This window comes from Solilutibacter tolerans (assembly GCF_900155935.1).
In the GTDB taxonomy this organism is placed as follows: Bacteria; Pseudomonadota; Gammaproteobacteria; order Xanthomonadales; family Xanthomonadaceae; genus Solilutibacter; species Solilutibacter tolerans.
In genome coordinates, this window is record NZ_FTLW01000004.1 from 314,534 (window position 1) to 332,477 (window position 17,944).

Consider the following 17,944-nt stretch of genomic DNA (forward strand, 5'->3'; position numbering starts at 1 on the left):
TCAAAATTCCAGGTTTTGCGCCGCACACAGGTAATCAACGAATGGCGCCAATCGGGCAAAGTCTTTCTCGACAAGTTTCAGCAGGCCTGGTGATGTGATTTGTTCGTCATCGAATCCAGCGAGCAAGGCAAAATTTCGATGACGCAAATCATCGATGTATGCAAAGTCGGACGGAAACCCAGGCGGCGGTCGCACCAGCATGTCTTCCGCGGCCAAATCGAAGCGTTGCCGCAACTTGTTGTCGTGAGCGACCCGAGCCCAGGTATCCGGGTTATCGAATATGAATTGACGGATATTGCGTTGAGTATGCGTTTCGGGATGCCAAAGCCCCGCGCCTATGAAACTCGCACCAGGCTGCAAATGCAGGTAAAACGACGGGGCAGCGATCTGTTTCCGGCGCTCATGGAAGATGCGCGCGCCTTGCCAAGGCTTGTAAGGCGCCTTGTCGCCAGAGAATCTCGTATCACGTTGGATGCGAAACATCGATCCACCCACGGTCTTCGGGTCACTGCGATAGTGCACGCTCAAGGCTGCAACTGCCGGCTGCAGGTCAATCAAAAGTTGCTGGAAGGGCGCGCGGACGTGCTTTTCGTAATCAGCCTTGTGCTCAAGGAACCATGCTCGCTCGTTATGGCGTGCCAAGCTGCGCAAAAACTTGAGGCTACTGGCTGTGAAATATGTGCTCATGCGATGTAGGCTTCACGCTCGTCGCCCCACAGGGCCAGGTGGTCCAACAAGCCGAGGATGGTTTCATCATCGGCATGAGTCTGTCGGAGCGCCTCGATTTGCGCGCGATAGCGTGGGAGGGTGAGTTCACCCAAGCCTTCCTCATCACGTAATCGATGGCGCAGGTATTCATGCCAATGCGCCTGCTCATCAAAGCCCAGGGTGTCCGGCCAATTTCGGGCGCGATAACGAAATAGCAGCTCCTGCATGCGTGGGTCACGAAAAGTGAACGCTGCAGTGGCCATTTTCTGTGGCGGAGTCGAGCGCACCTGGGCCGCTAGCCGCTTGTCGCTTTCCGGAATAAAGCCGTCGTAAAGAGCTCCGTCGGTATCACTAGGCGGGAAATCCGGGGCTGCGGCATATACCTGGCGAATTTTCTCGGCAAGCGCGGGGCCAGCTTTGCGTAGCTGCTGCGCACGTGCCTCGACCAAAAGTGGATCGATGTTGAGACGCTCGAAGTCCGGCTCGCGCAGGTGGCTCCACTCGACCAGCGCAGGGCAACGATTGGCATGGACTTCCTTCAGCGCGATGCGTTGCATGCCTTCAGGCAGCTCCGACTGCGGGGTGTACAGGCGCGTGGTGATCTCATCTAGATTCAATGCGAGCAACGGCTCCACATCCTGCATCAAGTCAAAGACAATCACGCGACTGTCGATGCGTGGGTGTCGAGTCAGAGGTAGCACAGGGGCGGCGCACAGGCGCGAAGCGGGGAAGCGCTGGGAAACATGCAACACCGGCTGCATGGCGAAGCTGTCCAGCATCCGCATCGCCACTTTCTTGTCGCGCAAGGTCAGCGCGTAGTCCCAAAGGCGTGGTTGCGCATCACGAAACTTCTTGGCCAGACCGATCAATGCGCGGACATCAGACAAGGCTTCGTGCGCCATGCCTTCTCGCAGGCTGTTGTCTTCGGCTAAGTGTTCCAGCTTGAAGCTGGTGCCCTTGCCATCATCGCGTTGCCGCCAAGTGATGCCTTGTGGTCGCAATGCATGGGCAAGGCGCATCACATCAAGTAGATCCCAGCGGGAATTGCCACCGCGCCATTCGCGTTCATATGGATCAAAGAAGTTGCGCCACAGTCCGAAGCGAACAAATTCGTCATCGAATCGCAGTGAGTTGTAGCCGACCGTGCAGGTCCCGGGTTGCGCTAGCTCATCGAAGATGCGTGACATCGCATCGGCTTCAATGAGGCCATCGCGCATCGCTTGCTGCGGAGTGATGTGGGTGACCAATGTTGCCGCAGGCGAGGGCAACAGGTCCGCGGCTGGCTGCACGAAGAAGCTGATTGGTTCATCGATGATGTTGAGATCGGCATCGGTGCGGATCGCCGCAAATTGGGCAATGCGGGTGCGGCGTGGATCGCTTCCGAAGGTTTCCAGATCGTAAAAGAGAAAGCTGGCGGCCATTAGGTTTCAACGGGTAGTGGCGGCAGTCGTTTGGCGATTTCTGCATCCAGCCAGGCCCAGTCGATGTCATCCGTCTCAGCCTTGTCGCGCGTCGCCTCGATCAGCAACTCACGTTGTACGCGACCACGCTCGAATGCCGTGGCATAAGGTAGGCGCATGAAGCTCACCATGCTGTAACGCGGAACGAAACGGTCCGGATGGCGATCGGCCAGCAGGAGTTCCAGTTTGCGCTGCAGTAGGTAATCGTCATCATCAACGCGATCACGCATCTCCAGGTAGTTCTCAAGCGCCATGGTCTGGATAGCTAGCGCATTGGGTGCTCGCATTTGTTCGTAGGCAGCGAATGCAGCTGATAGGTCGCTGGTCTTATCCAGCTCGTCAGCCAAAGCCACGCAGTCTTCGAATGCGCAGTTCATGCCTTGGCCGTGGAAGGGCACCATCGCATGTGCCGCATCACCCACGAGTACGGCTTGCCCGTCGATACCCCAGCGCTGGAGATAGAGCGTGGCCAGCGTGCCGACGGGGTTGCGCTCGTAGTCGCGGGCAAGGTCGGGAATAAGTGGCAAAGCATCAGCGAAGTCGCGTGCGAACAGAGCGGTTGCCTCGTCACCATCACGAACATCGGCAAAGCTGGGTGGGTTGCCTTCATTCGGCATGAACAAGGTGACGGTGAAGGTGCGCTCATCATTGGGCAGGGCGATGCACATGTAACGGCCGCGCGGCCAAATGTGCAGTGCGTTTGGCTCGATCTGGAACCCACCGTCGAAATCGGGTGGAATTTCCAGTTCCTTGTAGCCATGCCCCAGCCATTCGGTGCGCGCGCCCAGCGAAGCGACTTTCTCCATCTCCGTGCGCAATGTTGAGCCCGCGCCATCGCAACCGATCAAGGCGTTGAATGCATGCCGGTGATCATTCCCGCGTTCATCACGGAAAATGGCGATACCGGCGTCGAAATCGGCGCTGTTGAGACCCTGGTCAAAGTGCAAGATTGCGCCCGCGGCTTCGGCGGCATTAAGCAAGGTGATGTTGAGTTCGCCACGACTGATCGACCAAATAACTTCCGAGTCATCACGACCGTAACGCTGAAGCTGCGGTTCGCCGCCCAGGGGATGGACCATGCGACCGCGCATCATCACAGCTTGCTTGAGTACATCGTCATCCGCGCCCGCTTGTCGGAGTGCATGCAAGCCGCGTTCGGCCAAGGCGAGGTTAATTGAGCGGCCACCGGCATAACCATCGATGCGCGGGTCGCCGCGGCGCTCGAAGACTTCAACCTTGAAACCACGTTGCGCGAGCAGTGTGGCGAGCAAGGCGCCGGCAAGACCAGCACCCACCAGTGTCAGATGTCGCTCAGCGGCCATCGTTCCACTCCTTGGCGGCCTGTGCAAAGCGCAGGACATCTTCGTGATTGTTATAAAGCGGAGCAGGCGAGATACGGATGACATCCGGCTCGCGCCAGTCGCCCAATACGCCGTGCGACTGCAGGTAATCAAAGAGGCTACGACCGGCATCACGCCCTGCCTTGACGCGTAACGAGAGTTGCGCGCCGCGTTGCCCGGTGTCGCGGGGGGTAAGAATATCGATGGCATCGGCCAGATGCGCATCGATCAACCGCTCCAGATATCCGGTCAGCGCGCGAGATTTTTCACGAAGCGTCTGCAAGCCTGCACGCTGGAATTGTTCGACCGATGCACGCAGCGGTGCCAAGCCAAGGATCGGCGGATTGGATAGTTGCCAACCCTCTGCGCCAGCGGTCGGATTGAACTCAGGTCCCATCTTGAAACGGACCGATTGATCATTGCCCCACCAACCTGCGAAGCGTGGGCGCGTGGTTTCTGCGTGGCGCTCATGCACGAAGCAACCCGCGACTGCACCTGGTCCGGCGTTCATGTACTTGTAGTGGCACCAGACGGCGAAGTCCGCGCCGCTGTCGTGCAGGGCCAAGTCAAGATTGCCGACGGCATGGGCCAGATCGAAACCGACAATTGCGCCTGCTTCATGCGTCAATCGCGTGATTTCCTTAAGATCGAACGCCTGCCCGGTGCGATATTGCACGCCGGGCCACAGCACGAGCGCGAGGCGCGAAGCGTTGTCACGGATCGCCTTTGCGATAGCGTCCATTGAGAACACGCCACCGGCAAGGTCGGGCTCGACTTCGATCAAGGTGATGTTGGGTGGCAGGCCGCGGTACTTAAGTTGCGATTCGACGGCATAGCGATCGGATGGAAAGCTGCCTGCCTCGATGAGGATCGCGGTGCGCTCGATGGTGGGCTGGTAGAAGCTGACCATCATCAGATGCAAGTTGGCGGTGAGTGAATTCATGGCCACTACTTCATGCGGCTTTGCACCGACGATCGCGGCCAAGGGTTCCCGCAGCAGTTCGTGGTACGGCATCCATTGCGCCTGCCCGGTGAAGTGACCTTCAACCGCTTGTGTAGCCCATTTGTCCAGCACTTCTTCGACATGGGCGCGGGCACCGTAGGGTTGCAGGCCCAACGAATTGCCACAGAAATACGCTTGCTGTTGGCCGTCGTGTAACGGAATCAAGAATTCATCACGAAAGCTGCGCAGTGGGCAGGCGGCATCCCGTGCTCGTGCGTAGTCGATGTGGAAGATGTCGTTGTTGCTCATGCAAACCTCGAGGCGGGCAGCCCCAGCCATTCCAGTGCGGTGCCGTGATACAGGCGGGATTGCTCTTGCTCGCTCAACTTGAGCCGGTCGATGCCTTCGCCCGGTGTTTGTTCGCCGAGCGGGAAGGGGTAGTCGGTGCCCAGCATCACACGCTCGGTACCGCAGGCCTCAAGCAAATAGCGCAGCGCGGCGTCATCCGCCACCCATGAGTCGAAGTAAAGGCGTTGCAGGTATTCGCGCGGGTTACGGAAGTTGTCGGTGGCGACAAGATCCGGGCGCATGTTGAACCCATGTTCGATGCGGCCAATGGTGTAGGGAAAGCTGCCACCACCATGGGCCATACATACACGCAGTTTGGGCAGTCTTTCCAGCACACCGCCAAACACCAGGCAACATGCGGCGCGTGATTGCTCAGCCGGCATGCCTACCAGCCAAGGCAGCCAGTATTTCGGCATGCTGTCACTACCCATCATGTCCCATGGATGCACGAGGATCGCCGCACCAAGATCAGCGGCAGCCTCGAAGAACGGGAACAGTTCTGGTGCATCAAGGTTCCAGTGGCCGCCATCGGCCAGGTGCAAATGCGAACCGATCTGCACGCCTTGCAGGCCCAACTCATCCATGCAGCGCTCCAGCTCGCGAATAGCCAGCTGAGGTGATTGCAATGGCACGGTGCCGATGCCCGCGTAGTGACGCGGGTAGGCGCGGATGGTCTGCGCCATATCATCATTAAGCGACTGGTGGAGCTCGAGCGCGTGATTGGCCTTGGCCCAATAACTGAACATGACAGGCACAGTCGATAGCACTTGCACTTGCACGCCGAACTCAGCGTATTCGTCGATGCGGATCTGCGGATCCCAGGTCTTGGGCCAGATTTCGCGGAAGAATTTACCGTCGCGATAGATGCGCGAGCGACCATCTTCGCCGTGATGGATCACCGGGAATCGTGCATCCCCGTACTTCTTGGCAAGGTCGGGCCAGTTGCGTGGCAGATAGTGGGCGTGTACGTCGATCTTCAACATGGCTCAGGTGATGTCCGCGGGCGAGTCGGCCTGCATCTCGTAACGGGTCGGGCGAGGGTTCAGCGTGCCGCACTGCTTACATGTGCGTAACTCATCGCTTCGGTAGAAATTTTCGAAGACGCGGAAGAAATCTTTTTCGATATCCATCAAGTGGAAGAATTCTTCATACAGCTGATGGTTGCATTGCACACAGAACCACATCAAGGCATCTTGCTCGTGCGGCAGGCGCTTGCGTTCGATAACCAAGCCAATCGAATGCTCCATGCGTTGTGGTGAGTGAGGGATGCGCGGCGGCAGGTAGAAGATCTCGCCAGCCTTGATCGGGATGTCACGCGGCTCTCCGTCTTCCTGAACCTTCAATACCATCTCGCCTTCGAGTTGGTAGAACCATTCCGGGCCTTCCTCAAAGTGGTAATCGGTGCGTGCGTTTGGTCCGCCGACGATCATCACCACGAAGTCTTCCTGCACGATGCACTTGTTGCCGACCGGCGGCTTGAGCAGGTGTCGATGCTCGTCGATCCAAGCTTGCAGGTTGAAGGCGGCGGGCAGGGGCATGCTTACTCCTTGATGACGGCGATGCACTTGAGTTCGATGGCGATCGGCGTCGGTAATGCAGTGATGCCCAGCGTGGTGCGGCAGGGCGCCGCCCCGGCATCGGGGAAAAATTCGGCCCAGATCGCGTTGTAGGTTTTGAAGTCGCGGGCCATGTCGGTCAGGTACACAGTGACATCGACCAAGTCCTCCCATCGTGCGCCGCTAGATTCAAGCACGGCGCGCACATTGGCGAAAACCGAACGTGTCTGCGCTTCGATGTCATAGGTGATGAGCGTACCGGCCTTGTCATGCACGTTGCCGGGCACGCCATTGCTGGCAGGGTCGCGCGGTCCAACGCCGGAAAGAAAAAGCTGGTTGCCCACCCGGCGCGCATGCGGGTAATGGCCAACCGGCTTCGGTGCGTTCGAGCTCTGGATGGCATCGGTCATCAACGGTCCTCTCTGTCATCGCGAATGCGGGCGAGGGCAACGGGATACTGAGTTTCAAGATCCTTGGACGATGCAACATTCAAGCCTAGATCATGGGCGCGGCCGTCGCGCAAGGTGTAGACCCATGCATGCACCGCGACTTCCTGCCCGCGTGCCCATGCATCCTGCAGGATGGTAGAGCGGCAGACGTTCACCGCTTGCTCCAGTGCGTTGAGCTCGCACAAGCGGTCATGCGTCAGGTCTTTGTCCAGTGCATCAAGGATCTCGACATGCATGTCGGCCACATCACCCACGTGGCGGATCCAGTTGTCAGCCAGCCCGACGCGCGTGTTGTGCAAGGCCGCATGCACGCCGCCGCAACCGTAGTGGCCAACGACAAGAATGTGCTCGACCTTCAGCACATCCACTGCGAACTGAATCACCGACAAGGCGTTGAGGTCGGTGTGCACCACGACATTGGCGATGTTGCGATGGACGAAAACCTCGCCTGGTGCAAGATCGACCACTTGGTTTGCCGGCACACGCGAATCGGAGCAACCGATCCACAAATATTTGGGTGTCTGTTGTGCCGAAAGGCGCTCGAAAAAGCCAGGATCTTCGGCTTGGACGCGCTCGGCCCAGGCCTGATTTTTGCGAAGGAGTTCGTCGATGTGATTCATGTCGTCATTGTCACGCAGGAAAGCCTATGTTGCGCGCCTCGGTGTAGAAACGAAGTGCATCCATGCCGCCTTCGCGGCCATAGCCGGATTGGCCTACGCCACCGAATGGCGTGCGCAGGTCGCGCACCAGCCAGCTGTTGATCCACACCATGCCGACGTTCAACGAAGCGGCGACGCGATGCGCGCGTGTGAAGTCGCGCGTCCATACCGATGCGGATAGTCCGTAGTCGCTGGCATTGGCCAGTGCTAGCGCTTCGCTTTCATTATCGAAGGCTTGCAAGGTGACGACGGGGCCGAAGATCTCCTCGCGGTTGCTCGCGCAGTCGGGGCCGAGTCCTTCGATGATCGTCGGTGTGATGTACCAACCATCGTGTTGCAAGGCTTCACCCCCCGTTATCACACGGCCACCTTCATCACGTGCACGTTGGATCGCGGCCATCACCTTGTCGAAGTGCGGCTTTGAGACCAATGGTCCCATCCGGGTTTCTGCATCCAAAGGATCACCGATGGGGAGTCGGGATGCTGCATCGACCAAGGCATCGCGCACGTCGTCGTAAATCGAACGTTCGATCAAGATGCGCGAACCGCAAAGACAGATTTGACCACTGTTCTGGAACGCACTGCGCACCAAAGTGTCGAGGTTGTCTCGCCAATCGCTATCGGCAAAGACGAGCGTCGGGTTCTTTCCGCCGAGCTCCAGCGAGACCTTCTTGAGCGCCGGCGAGGCAAGTTGGTGGATGCGTTTGCCGACTGCCGTGCTACCGGTGAAGGAGATCGCTTTCACCTCGGGCGCGGTGACGATGGCTTCGCCAACCTTGGGCCCCAGGCCATTGACCAGATTAAACACGCCCGGCGGAAAACCAATCTCCGATGCGAGTTGGGCCAACATCGTCGCACTGGCTGGCGTGACTTCGGAAGGTTTCGCCACTACGGTGTTGCCAGCGGCCAAGGCTGGGGCGATTTTCCAGGTGAACAAATAAAGCGGTAAGTTCCACGGCGACACCGTGCCCACAACGCCCAACGGCTTGCGCAGGGTGTAGTGCATGCCGGCTTCGCCATGATGGAACTCGCTGGCGAACTGCGTCGCGGCATGGGAAAAGAAGCGGAGGTTGCTCACTGCGCGTGGGATTTCGACCTTCAACGCGAGCGTGATCGGCTTCCCACCATCCCGCGCTTCGGCAAGTGCGAAGTCTTCCAGTTTCGCTTCCAGGGCGGCAGCCAATTTTTCAAGCCAGCGAGCGCGTTCACTGGCGGGCAAGGCCGACCAAGCAGGGAACGCGGCTTGCGCGGCCGCAATGGCGGCGGCGACGTCATCGGCACCGCCATCTGCAACGTCGCCATACACCTTGCCGGTAGCGGGCTCGTAAACAGGCAGCCACATTCCCGATGCGGCATCGCGTGGTTGGCCATTGATCCAGTGCGGAAATCGTTGCATGTGTCGAGCTTAGCGCGAGGCTCGTTAATCAAATCGAATTCATGCGGCCACCATCGACTGCGATCGATTGGCCGTTGATGTAGCCCGCGGCCGGACTGCAGAGGAAGGCGATCAGGCTGGCCGGCTCGGAGGGGTCGGCGAAGCGGCGTGCCGGCACCAGCGACATCATTTCCGAGCGCACTTCGGCTTCCGTCTTGCCTGTGCGAGCGCGCTGACCTTCGACGATCTGGGCGATGCGTCCGGTTTCGGTGAAGCCGGGGAGCACATTGTTCACGGTGATGCCGTCCGCAGCCAGTTCGCGCGACAAGGTCTTGGCCCAGCTGGCGACCGCACCACGCGTGGTGTTCGAAACGCCAAGATTGGGGATGGGCTCGTAGACCGAGGTGGAGATGATGTTGACGATGCGGCCGTAGCCGGCTGCGCGCATACCCGGCACGATGGCTTGCGCCAACGTCTGGTTGGCGAGCAAATGCTTGCGATAGGCGTCGAGGAAGGCATCGAGGTCTGCATCAATAGCCGCGCCGCCCGGCGGGCCACCGGTGTTATTGACAAGAATGTGCAGGGGGCTCGCTTGCACCAGCGCCGTCACTGCATCACGCAAACCATGCGTGTCCGCCATGTCAGCGATCAGAAAGCTGTGGTGTTGCCCATCCTTGCGGGGCAGGTCAGCAATGACATTGCGCAAAGCCTCTTCGCGCCGCGCCAGCACAGTGACGTTCGCGCCAAGCAGGGCCAGTTCATTCGCGGTTGCACGGCCAATGCCTTCCGAGGCCCCGCATACCAAGGCATGCTTGCCGGTAAGGTCAAGTTGCATCGTCGTTGTTCTCCAAGGTCTGTTGCATCAAGCGGGCAATCTCGTGAGCGCCGTTACTGTCTTGCTGCTGCAATCGTGCGATTACTGCTTGGCGATTGGCATGCGGGTGGTTTTGACTCAGCTTGTCCTTGATCTCGATTCGCGTCGGCCGCAATCGAAAACCGCTGATGCCACGCACCTGTACGCGCTCGGCTGGGTTGTCCGGATCAAATCGCCAATCGCCGCCCACACTTGATTCGAATCGTGCGCTAGTGCGTGCCAAAAGATCGATCAAGGAGGGTTCATCGTCGAACCCTTCCAGCACGCCATGCAGATGCGCAGTGCAGTAGTTCCAGGTCGGTACGCGGGCCTGCTCGATCTTGTCCGGATACCAGCTGGCCGAAACATAGGCGTGCGGGCCGTTGATGATCAACAACGCAAGCTTGCCATCGTGTGCGGCTTGCGCATTTGCGCGTGCCCAGTGACCCTCAATCAATACTTCATTGCCATCGCGGCGATACAACGCAGGGACTTGGGTGGCGATGGGTGTGCCATCGTCATTTGATGTAATCAGGGTGACGAACGGATCGGCATCGATCAACGCGTCCAGCCGGCGCAAATCATCGCTGGCGAAGACGCGTTGCAGGAACATCTCAGGCCCGTGTGCCGAGGTTGCGCACCATCTGGCCACGCAATTCGTATTCGTCGTCGCTACCTTCTGGCGGCTCGACTTCATGCAGGCTGAACCCGCGATGCAAGGCATCGTCTTCATCCAACCCGTCGTACGAGACGAACTCTGCATCCATCAGCGCGGCGCGAGCCGTATCCGGGCTGTCGTAGGCCAGATGATTGCCATCGGCATCGAACACTTCGGCAGTGCCGGCCTCGCGCACGCGCAGGCGCGCCCAGATCAGCGTGTCGCCGAGTGTCGCCAACCACCATTCGGTGTGCGGCACCAAATCATCATGCAAAGCCGTCATGCGCCAATCTCCGGAAACGCGACCGACCATAGCCACAACAGGCTGGCCATCACCAAGCCAAACACGATGCAGCTGAGCGAAATCATCGCGGGCGTGGCAAGACCAGTGAAACCGGCATCACGTACATCGCGATAACGCATCGACAACAGCCACCACAGTGCACGTGGATTGGCGAAAGCGGCATCACCCAAGCTGGCACGAATTTGCGGATGGCGATCACGCAAATGCACCAGCGAGAGCGGCCAAAAAATGACGAAAGCAGTCGCGCCAGCGATGGCAAGGGCGAGGCATAACAAAGCAAAGAACAAGACCATCGATCAGAACTCCGCCGTGCCCGGCGCGCGCGGGTAGGCGATGGCGTCGCGGATGTTGGACAGGCCGCAGACATACACGACCAGGCGCTCGAAACCGAGGCCGAAGCCTGCGTGTGGCACTGAACCATAGCGGCGGAAATCGCGATACCAGCTGTAATGCTCGGGGTCGAGGCCGAACTGCTGCATGCGTGCATCCAGTACGTCCAGGCGCTCTTCGCGCTGGCTGCCGCCGATGATTTCGCCGATGCCGGGCGCCAGCACGTCCATCGCGGCGACGGTCTTGCCATCGTCGTTGAGGCGCATATAGAAGGCCTTGATCTCTTCCGGATAGTTCATCACCACGACCGGGCGGCCCACGTGTTCTTCGGTTAACCAGCGCTCGTGTTCGGTCTGCAAGTCCAAGCCCCATTCGACGGGAAATTCGAACTTCTTCTTGCTGGCCTGCAAGAGCTTGATCGCCTCCGAATAATCGATGCGCTCGAATGGCGCATTGATGAAGCCTTCCAGACGGGTGATGGCGTCTTTTTGCACGCGCTCGGCGATGAAGGCCATATCGTCGGCGCGTTCGTCCAGCACCGCGCGGAACAGGTATTTGAGGAAATCCTCGGCGAGGTTGGCGTCGTCGTTGAGGTCTGCGAAGGCGATCTCCGGCTCGATCATCCAGAACTCGGCCAGGTGGCGCGTGGTGTTGCTGTTTTCGGCGCGGAAGGTTGGGCCGAAGGTGTAGACCTTGCTGAGCGCGAGGCAGTACGCCTCGACATTGAGCTGGCCGGAGACGGTCAGGAAGGTTTCCTTGCCGAAGAAATCGCGGCTGAAGTCGACCTCGCCATCCTTGCCGCGCGGCAGGTTGGCCATGTCCAGCGTCGATACGCGGAACATCTGGCCGGCACCTTCGGCATCGGACGTGGTGATGATCGGCGTCGATATCCAGTAGAAGCCGCGCTCGTGGAAAAAGCGATGCACCGCCATCGACAGGCAATGGCGGATACGGGTGACCGCGCCAAACAGATTGGTGCGCGGACGCAGGTGGGCCACTTCGCGCAGGAACTCCGGCGACATCGGCTTGGGTTGAATGGGGTAGGTGAGCGGCTCGTCCACCCAACCGACGATCTCGATCGCATCGGCCTGGATCTCGAAACCCTGGCCTTTGCCTTGCGATGGGGTCAGCTTGCCGCTGGCGATCACCGCGCAGCTGGGCGTCAGGCGCTTGATTTCGTCGAAATTGGGCAGGGCATCGGTCGCGACCACCTGAATCGGCGCGAAACCTGATCCATCGCTGACATTGACGAAGGCAAGATTGCTGGAGCCGCGCACGGTGCGCACCCAGCCCTTGACCGTCACCTGGCCACCTTCGGGGAGATGGCCGGCCAATGCCTGGGCCACGGAAGTCGTCGTCATCGTCTTGAATCCTGCGCCATGCGCATCCACATCGAGAGGGCAAGTTTAATCGAAGGTACAATCTTTATATGGCTATCACCCTTGCCCCCGCCGCGCTTGAGCGCGTCCAGAGCTATCTTGCCGCCGAACCGGCCAAGGCCGGGCTGCGCTTTGGCGTGAAACGCACCGGCTGCTCGGGTTGGGGCTATGTGATCGGTCTGGCTGATGAGGTCGAGGCGGGAGACACCGTGTTTGCAGATCATGGCGTCCATATCGTGGTCGATGCCGACAGCCTGCCTTTGGTCGATGGCACCGAGATCGACTTCCTGAAAGCCGGCCTCAACGAGCAATTCGTCTTCAAAAACCCCAAGGCCCAGGGTGAGTGCGGCTGTGGTGAGAGCTTCACCACCGATGCCGACAAGGCCGCCTGAGCGGGCAATTGGCGTAAGCCATTGATCGCGCTGCTTGATTAGGTCATAATTTCCGGCTCCGCGCGGCTAGCTGCGTGCGAGGTCTTGCTCCACGGAGCCCGTCAGGGCTGCTGGGGGCTGTCGGGCCGGGCAATTCCGTCCGGCCGATATCCACAAGGAAAATACAATGCGTCATTACGAAGTCGTGTTCCTGGTCCACCCGGATCAGAGCGAACAAGTGCCGGGCATGCTCGAGCGCTACAAGGGTTTGATCGAGAACGCGGGTGGCACCGTCCACCGCATCGAAGACTGGGGCCGCCGCATGCTGGCCTATCCGATCAACAACCTGGTCAAGGCCCACTACGCGATGTTCAACATCGAGTGCGATCAGGCCGCGATGAACGAACTGGTTGACAGCTTCAAGTTCAATGACGCGATCCTGCGCCACCTGATCATCAAGCGTGACGATGCCGTCACCGAGCAGTCCCTGATCATGAAGAACAAGGACGAGAAGGGCGACAAGCCCGAGCGCGGCGAGCGTCGCCGTCGTGATGAGGAGTCGAGCGATAACAGCGACGACACCTCCGACGACGACAACGATAACGACAACGCTGAAGCCGCCTGAGGAGCACACCCATGTCCAAGTTCTTCCGCCGCCGCAAGTTCTGCAAATTCACCGCCGAAGGCGTGACCGAGATCGATTACAAGGATCTCAACACCCTGCGCCAGTACCTGACCGAGACCGGCAAGATCGTGCCGAGCCGCATCACCGGCACCAAGTCGCGCTACCAGCGCCAGCTGGCGACTGCGGTGAAGCGTGCGCGTTTTCTCGCACTGCTGCCCTACACCGATAACCACGACGTCTAATTCCGCTTCGCCTGCGTGGCGTGGCGTTGTCGCTGGCAGGCCGCGCGCTCCTCATTGACTTCGTGTCAACTGCGTCGCGCGCGCCCTCCTGCTCCTAGCCACACCTTCGCAGGCTGTGCGGAAATGTAGAAGTCGCAACATCAAGATCCAATCGTCCATCCGGACAACTCAAAGCTGCGGGCACGCCCGCTAACGGAGACACATCATGAAGCTTATCCTGCTACAGAAAGTCCAGAACCTCGGCATCCTCGGCGATACCGTCGACGTGAAACCGGGCTACGGCCGTAACTACCTCGTGCCGCAAGGCAAGGCCGTGCCGGCCACCGCTGCCAACCTGGCCACGTTCGAAGCCAAGCGCGCCGAATACGAAGCCAAGGCTAAGGCTGCGCATGACGAGGCAGAAGCCCGTCGCGCCAAGCTGGAAGGTGCCAGCGTGACCATCCGTGCCAATGCATCGAACGAAGGCAAGCTGTTTGGCTCGGTCACCCCGCGTGACATCGCTGATGCCTTCACCGCCGCTGGCTTCCCGCTCAACAAGAGCGAAGTCGTGCTGGGCGAAGGTCCGCTGCGCAACGTTGGCGAGTACGAAGTGCTGACCCACTTTGCCGCTGACGTGGAAACGCTGGTCAAGGTGATCGTGGAAGCCGAAGAGGGCTGATCCAAGCCATCAAGTCGGCTTTAGGAAGACGGGCGCCCAGGCGTCCGTTTTCTTTTGGGTCGTCTTTTACGGTGATGTCGCACGTAGTCTCATCCCATGCGACACGCAGAAAGCAGACTTATCCACAGGATATGCCGTCGCGGCTCCACAGGCGCGCGGCCTAGCATGGACGCACGTTGTCGCAACGCCACTGCGATGTCTCGCGGAAACCGATCGCCCATGTCCAGCCGTCCCGCCGATTTCTCCAGTTCCTCTCGTGCCAGTGACCGTTTCCCTGATAGTCGCGTGCAGCAGTTGCGCTTGCCACCGCAATCGGTGGAAGCCGAACAGGCGGTGTTGGGCGGGCTCATGCTGGCGCCGGAAGCGTTCGATCGCGTCTCCGACTTGCTGGGCGAGCACGACTTCTATCGCCGTGACCATCAGCTGATCTACCGCGCCATCCGTGAGTTGGCCGAACGCAACCGCCCCTTCGATGCGGTGACGCTGGGCGAATGGTTCGAGTCGCAGGGCAGGGCGGAAGAAGTCGCTGGCGGCGCGTACCTGGTTGAGCTGGCCAGCACAACACCCTCGGCAGCCAACATCCGCGCCTATGCCGAGATCGTGCGTGACAAGGCGGTGATGCGGCAATTGATCGATGTCGGCACCGGCATCGTCAACGACGCCTTCCAGCCGGAAGGACGTGAATCAAGCGAAATCCTCGCCAAGGCCGAACAGGATGTATTCGCCATTGCCGAAGCCGGCTCACGCGGACGTGCGGACTTTGTCGCCGTCAATTCGGCGATGAAGGAAGCGATGGAAGTGCTGCAACAGCGCTTCGACAACGGCGGAAGCGTGACGGGCCTGCCCACCGGCTACACCGAATTCGACGAAATGACTGCCGGCCTGCAGCCGACCGATTTGCTGATCCTGGCCGCGCGTCCTTCGATGGGCAAGACCACGCTTGCGGTGAACATGGCTGAGTACGCGGCGCTCAAGACCAAGAAGGCAGTCGCGGTGTTCTCGATGGAAATGTCGGCCAGCCAATTGGCGCTGCGCCTGATGTCGTCAGTCGGGCGCGTCAACGCCGGTCGCCTGCGTACCGGCCAGCTGGAAGACGAGGACTGGAGCCGCGTCTCCAGTGCGGTGCGCATCCTCAAGGACACCAAGATCTTCATTGACGACACGCCAGCACTTTCACCGGACGTGTTGCGCTCCAAGTCGCGTCGGCTTAAGCGCGAGCATGATCTCGGCCTCATTGTCATCGACTACCTGCAGCTGATGGCCGTGCCTGGAAACAGCGAGAACCGTGCGACGGAGATCTCGGAGATCTCACGCTCGCTCAAGGCGCTGGCGAAAGAATTGAACGTGCCGGTGATCGCTTTGTCCCAGCTCAATCGCTCGTTGGAACAGCGTCAGGACAAGCGCCCAGTAATGGCCGACCTGCGCGAATCGGGCGCCATCGAACAGGACGCGGACGTCATCATCTTCATTTACCGCGATGAGTACTACAACAAGGAAAACTCGCCGGACAAAGGCTTGGCCGAAGTCATCATCGGCAAACAACGTAACGGCCCGACCGGCAGTTTCAAGCTGAAGTTCTTTGGCGAGTACACGCGCTTCGACAACCTAAGCCACGACAACATCGGCAGCTTCGAGTAAGTCTCGCATCCCGCCAACTGCCGCCTACAATGGCGGCATGAGCAACCCGTTCCACGAGCGCCCGACGCGCATCGAGATTGATCTTGATGCCTTTGCCCACAACCACGCGGCGATCCGCTCACGCGTGGGCGTGCCGGTCATGGGCATCGTCAAGGCGAATGGTTACGGCCATGGCCTGGTGCAGATGGCGCAGGCACTCGAGCGCCAAGGCGTCGAGCAAATCGGCGTTGCCTTCGTCGAAGAAGGTATCGCGCTGCGCAAGGCCGGCATCCGCAGGCCTATCCTGGTGCTCGGCGGCATCTTCGGGCCGCAGGTATCGCAGTACCTCGACCACGACCTCGAGATCACCGTGTCATCGCTGGACAAGTTGCGTCAGGTTGAAGCAGCTGCCGAGGCGCGCGGCAAACGCGCGGTGGTGCACCTCAAGATCGATACCGGGATGGAGCGTATCGGCGTGCATAGCTATTCGTCGGCGGCCTTCATCCAGGCAGCGGCAGCATCGACATGGTGCTTTATCAAAGGCGTGTATTCACACCTGGCCTGCGCGGACGATCCGGCCTCGCCGATGACCTTGCAGCAACTGGAACGTTTTCATGATGCCTGCGCGCAATTTGAGCGCATCGGTGCGCCCATGCCGATACGTCATTTGGCCAACTCGGGCGGCGTACTGCATTTCCCCGAGACCTGGCTGGACATGGTACGCCCGGGCATCATCCTTTATGGCGTCCTGCCGGACCCGGCCTCGCGGCCCACCATCGAATTGAAACCGGTGTTGTCGCTGAAGTCGCAAGTGGTGTACTTCAAGGTCATTCCCGAAGGTGCCACGGTGAGTTATGGCGCGACCTGGCGTGCGGATCATCAAACCCGCATCGTCACTGTGCCGATTGGCTATGGCGATGGCTGGCCGCGTGCGTTGTCATCGACAGGCAGAGTCTTGATCAGGGGAGAGCAGTACCCGATAGTCGGGCGCGTCTGCATGGATCAATTCATGGTGGATATCGGGGCGGGGAGTGCGTGGAACGAAGACGAGGTGGTGTTGATCGGCAGGCAAGGGAATGAACTGCTCACTGCCGAGCAAGTCGCCGCCCGTATCGGCACCATTCCCTATGAACTCCTGGTTGGACTCAACGAGCGCATCCCACGCCATTACGCGGGTGGCCGTACATAGGCCGCGAAGGTTTCACGCGGCCATCATCTAGGCGAGTTGGACCTGAACCAGGTTCCCGTATTCACGTTTGCGATACCTGCCGCGTTCTAGCCTTTGTGAGTCAATCCCGACCCGCGAGGAACGAACACGATGAATGCCATGACCAAGACCGGCATCGCCGCCGCACTGGCCGCCACCATGCTGGGTGGTTGCGCCACGTATACCGGCCAGACCAATGACCCGAATGATCCCAACCGTACCGGTCGCGGCGCCCTGATCGGCGCAGGCATCGGCGCTGTCGCCGGCCTGCTGTCCGGTGGTGATGCGACTGAACGCCGCCAACGCGCGATGGTCGGCGCAGGCATCGGTGGACTGGCAGGCGCTGGCGTCGGTGCTTATCAAGATCGCCAGGAAGCAGAGCTGCGTCGCCAGACCGCTGGTACCGGCGTGGACGTCGAGCGCGATGGCGATGTCATCAAGCTCAACCTGCCGGACGGCGTGACCTTCGACTTCAACAAGACCAACGTCAAGCCGCAGTTCTACGGCGCGCTAAACAGCATCGCCACGACGATCAAGCAATACGACCAGACCATCGTCGAGATTAATGGTCACACCGACAACGTAGGCTCGCTGGCCGCCAACCAGAAGGTCTCCGATGAGCGCGCGCGTTCGGTGGGTGCCTACCTGACCGGCCAGGGCGTGCAGCCGGTGCGTTTGGAGATGCATGGTTACAACTACCAGTATCCGATCGCCAGCAACGACAACGAACAGGGCCGCGCGCTGAATCGCCGCGTGGAGATCCGCCTGATCCCGTTGCGCAGCGGCTCGTAAGCGAGCTTGCTACGCTGTACCGGAAGGGCCGCCTCGTGCGGCCCTTTCCTATAGGTGATGTCGCTGACGT

21 protein-coding genes are annotated in these 17,944 nt (G+C 60.0%); 7 read left to right on the top strand and 14 right to left on the bottom strand.

What is annotated here, in order from left to right; translation table 11 throughout:
• Genes BW989_RS09810 through asnS form a run of 14 tightly spaced genes read right to left on the bottom strand, consistent with a single transcriptional unit; the run spans position 1 to position 12,344 of the window.
• Complete coding sequence (locus BW989_RS09810) at positions 1 to 687, bottom strand: DUF2461 domain-containing protein (RefSeq protein WP_076587779.1); 687 nt, start codon at positions 685 to 687, stop codon at positions 1 to 3.
• The gene (gene sbcB / locus BW989_RS09815; RefSeq protein WP_076587781.1) at positions 684 to 2,129 is read right to left on the bottom strand and encodes an exodeoxyribonuclease I; all 1,446 of its coding nucleotides are present in this window, start codon (positions 2,127 to 2,129) and stop codon (positions 684 to 686) included. The genes BW989_RS09810 and sbcB overlap by 4 nt, the downstream gene beginning before the upstream one ends.
• Complete coding sequence (locus tag BW989_RS09820; RefSeq protein ID WP_076587782.1) at positions 2,129 to 3,490, bottom strand: FAD-dependent oxidoreductase; 1,362 nt, start codon at positions 3,488 to 3,490, stop codon at positions 2,129 to 2,131. The genes sbcB and BW989_RS09820 overlap by 1 nt, the downstream gene beginning before the upstream one ends.
• Positions 3,480 to 4,760, bottom strand: coding sequence for a kynureninase (gene kynU / locus BW989_RS09825; RefSeq protein ID WP_076587784.1), 1,281 nt, complete (start codon positions 4,758 to 4,760; stop codon positions 3,480 to 3,482). The genes BW989_RS09820 and kynU overlap by 11 nt, the downstream gene beginning before the upstream one ends.
• A complete protein-coding gene (locus BW989_RS12450) occupies positions 4,757 to 5,782 on the bottom strand; it encodes an amidohydrolase family protein (protein ID WP_129582888.1) in 1,026 nt (341 codons plus the stop codon). The genes kynU and BW989_RS12450 overlap by 4 nt, the downstream gene beginning before the upstream one ends.
• Positions 5,783 to 5,785: 3 nt before the next feature.
• A complete protein-coding gene (locus BW989_RS12455; RefSeq protein ID WP_129582889.1) occupies positions 5,786 to 6,337 on the bottom strand; it encodes a 3-hydroxyanthranilate 3,4-dioxygenase in 552 nt (183 codons plus the stop codon).
• Between the two features lie 2 nt (positions 6,338 to 6,339).
• Complete coding sequence (locus tag BW989_RS09835) at positions 6,340 to 6,765, bottom strand: RidA family protein (protein ID WP_242651415.1); 426 nt, start codon at positions 6,763 to 6,765, stop codon at positions 6,340 to 6,342.
• Positions 6,765 to 7,424 (bottom strand): carbonate dehydratase, encoded by a 660-nt coding sequence (gene can, locus BW989_RS09840; protein WP_076587787.1) that lies wholly within the window; start codon positions 7,422 to 7,424, stop codon positions 6,765 to 6,767. Before can ends, BW989_RS09835 begins: the two co-directional genes overlap by 1 nt.
• A gap of 10 nt (positions 7,425 to 7,434) precedes the next feature.
• A complete protein-coding gene (locus BW989_RS09845; RefSeq protein WP_076587789.1) occupies positions 7,435 to 8,859 on the bottom strand; it encodes an aldehyde dehydrogenase in 1,425 nt (474 codons plus the stop codon).
• Positions 8,860 to 8,887: 28 nt separating this feature from the next.
• A complete protein-coding gene (locus BW989_RS09850) occupies positions 8,888 to 9,673 on the bottom strand; it encodes an SDR family oxidoreductase (RefSeq protein ID WP_076587791.1) in 786 nt (261 codons plus the stop codon).
• Entirely contained in the window at positions 9,663 to 10,304 is a 642-nt protein-coding gene (locus tag BW989_RS09855; protein ID WP_076587793.1) for an FMN-binding negative transcriptional regulator, read from the bottom strand. Before BW989_RS09855 ends, BW989_RS09850 begins: the two co-directional genes overlap by 11 nt.
• Position 10,305: 1 nt before the next feature.
• Positions 10,306 to 10,632: a hypothetical protein gene (locus BW989_RS09860; RefSeq protein WP_076587794.1), complete on the bottom strand. Its 327-nt coding sequence runs from the start codon at positions 10,630 to 10,632 to the stop codon at positions 10,306 to 10,308.
• On the bottom strand, positions 10,629 to 10,946 hold the full coding sequence (locus BW989_RS09865) for a hypothetical protein (protein ID WP_076587796.1): 318 nt from the start codon (positions 10,944 to 10,946) through the stop codon (positions 10,629 to 10,631). The genes BW989_RS09860 and BW989_RS09865 overlap by 4 nt, the downstream gene beginning before the upstream one ends.
• Before the next feature lie 3 nt (positions 10,947 to 10,949).
• A complete protein-coding gene (gene asnS / locus BW989_RS09870) occupies positions 10,950 to 12,344 on the bottom strand; it encodes an asparagine--tRNA ligase (RefSeq protein WP_076587983.1) in 1,395 nt (464 codons plus the stop codon).
• Positions 12,345 to 12,412: 68 nt separating this feature from the next.
• On the opposite strand from asnS, the gene BW989_RS09875 reads away from it, so the two are divergent.
• The 7 genes from BW989_RS09875 to BW989_RS09905 all read left to right on the top strand — a co-directional run bounded on the left by BW989_RS09875 (position 12,413) and on the right by BW989_RS09905 (position 17,874).
• Positions 12,413 to 12,754 (top strand): HesB/IscA family protein, encoded by a 342-nt coding sequence (locus tag BW989_RS09875; protein WP_076587798.1) that lies wholly within the window; start codon positions 12,413 to 12,415, stop codon positions 12,752 to 12,754.
• A 166-nt stretch (positions 12,755 to 12,920) separates the two neighbouring features.
• Positions 12,921 to 13,358, top strand: coding sequence for a 30S ribosomal protein S6 (gene rpsF / locus BW989_RS09880; RefSeq protein WP_076587799.1), 438 nt, complete (start codon positions 12,921 to 12,923; stop codon positions 13,356 to 13,358).
• 11 nt (positions 13,359 to 13,369) lie between these two features.
• Complete coding sequence (gene rpsR, locus BW989_RS09885) at positions 13,370 to 13,600, top strand: 30S ribosomal protein S18 (RefSeq protein WP_076587801.1); 231 nt, start codon at positions 13,370 to 13,372, stop codon at positions 13,598 to 13,600.
• 205 nt (positions 13,601 to 13,805) lie between these two features.
• Positions 13,806 to 14,258 carry a 50S ribosomal protein L9 gene (gene rplI, locus BW989_RS09890; protein WP_076587803.1) on the top strand — a complete coding sequence of 151 codons (453 nt, stop codon included), beginning with the start codon at positions 13,806 to 13,808 and terminating at the stop codon, positions 14,256 to 14,258.
• Between the two features lie 219 nt (positions 14,259 to 14,477).
• Entirely contained in the window at positions 14,478 to 15,896 is a 1,419-nt protein-coding gene (locus BW989_RS09895) for a replicative DNA helicase (RefSeq protein ID WP_076587805.1), read from the top strand.
• Positions 15,897 to 15,933: 37 nt separating this feature from the next.
• Entirely contained in the window at positions 15,934 to 17,064 is a 1,131-nt protein-coding gene (alr, locus tag BW989_RS09900) for an alanine racemase (RefSeq protein WP_076587807.1), read from the top strand.
• A 129-nt stretch (positions 17,065 to 17,193) separates the two neighbouring features.
• Positions 17,194 to 17,874, top strand: coding sequence for a YiaD family glycine zipper/OmpA-like lipoprotein (locus BW989_RS09905; RefSeq protein ID WP_076587808.1), 681 nt, complete (start codon positions 17,194 to 17,196; stop codon positions 17,872 to 17,874).
• Positions 17,875 to 17,944: the final 70 nt, after the last annotated feature.

Excerpts from the sequence above, each read along its gene's own strand:
- BW989_RS09850 (WP_076587791.1), bottom strand. The coding sequence starts at position 9,673 with ATGCAACTTGACCTTACCGGCAAGCATGCCTTGGTATGCGGGGCCTCG.
- BW989_RS09895 (WP_076587805.1), top strand. The coding sequence starts at position 14,478 with ATGTCCAGCCGTCCCGCCGATTTCTCCAGTTCCTCTCGTGCCAGTGAC.
- BW989_RS09820 (WP_076587782.1), bottom strand. The coding sequence starts at position 3,490 with ATGGCCGCTGAGCGACATCTGACACTGGTGGGTGCTGGTCTTGCCGGC.
- BW989_RS09905 (WP_076587808.1), top strand. The coding sequence starts at position 17,194 with ATGAATGCCATGACCAAGACCGGCATCGCCGCCGCACTGGCCGCCACC.
- sbcB (WP_076587781.1), bottom strand. The coding sequence starts at position 2,129 with ATGGCCGCCAGCTTTCTCTTTTACGATCTGGAAACCTTCGGAAGCGAT.
- BW989_RS12450 (WP_129582888.1), bottom strand. The coding sequence starts at position 5,782 with ATGTTGAAGATCGACGTACACGCCCACTATCTGCCACGCAACTGGCCC.
- asnS (WP_076587983.1), bottom strand. The coding sequence starts at position 12,344 with ATGACGACGACTTCCGTGGCCCAGGCATTGGCCGGCCATCTCCCCGAA.
- BW989_RS09835 (WP_242651415.1), bottom strand. The coding sequence starts at position 6,765 with ATGACCGATGCCATCCAGAGCTCGAACGCACCGAAGCCGGTTGGCCAT.
- rplI (WP_076587803.1), top strand. The coding sequence starts at position 13,806 with ATGAAGCTTATCCTGCTACAGAAAGTCCAGAACCTCGGCATCCTCGGC.
- can (WP_076587787.1), bottom strand. The coding sequence starts at position 7,424 with ATGAATCACATCGACGAACTCCTTCGCAAAAATCAGGCCTGGGCCGAG.
- alr (WP_076587807.1), top strand. The coding sequence starts at position 15,934 with ATGAGCAACCCGTTCCACGAGCGCCCGACGCGCATCGAGATTGATCTT.
- kynU (WP_076587784.1), bottom strand. The coding sequence starts at position 4,760 with ATGAGCAACAACGACATCTTCCACATCGACTACGCACGAGCACGGGAT.
- rpsR (WP_076587801.1), top strand. The coding sequence starts at position 13,370 with ATGTCCAAGTTCTTCCGCCGCCGCAAGTTCTGCAAATTCACCGCCGAA.
- BW989_RS09810 (WP_076587779.1), bottom strand. The coding sequence starts at position 687 with ATGAGCACATATTTCACAGCCAGTAGCCTCAAGTTTTTGCGCAGCTTG.
- BW989_RS09875 (WP_076587798.1), top strand. The coding sequence starts at position 12,413 with ATGGCTATCACCCTTGCCCCCGCCGCGCTTGAGCGCGTCCAGAGCTAT.
- BW989_RS09855 (WP_076587793.1), bottom strand. The coding sequence starts at position 10,304 with ATGTTCCTGCAACGCGTCTTCGCCAGCGATGATTTGCGCCGGCTGGAC.
- BW989_RS12455 (WP_129582889.1), bottom strand. The coding sequence starts at position 6,337 with ATGCCCCTGCCCGCCGCCTTCAACCTGCAAGCTTGGATCGACGAGCAT.
- BW989_RS09865 (WP_076587796.1), bottom strand. The coding sequence starts at position 10,946 with ATGGTCTTGTTCTTTGCTTTGTTATGCCTCGCCCTTGCCATCGCTGGC.
- rpsF (WP_076587799.1), top strand. The coding sequence starts at position 12,921 with ATGCGTCATTACGAAGTCGTGTTCCTGGTCCACCCGGATCAGAGCGAA.
- BW989_RS09860 (WP_076587794.1), bottom strand. The coding sequence starts at position 10,632 with ATGACGGCTTTGCATGATGATTTGGTGCCGCACACCGAATGGTGGTTG.
- BW989_RS09845 (WP_076587789.1), bottom strand. The coding sequence starts at position 8,859 with ATGCAACGATTTCCGCACTGGATCAATGGCCAACCACGCGATGCCGCA.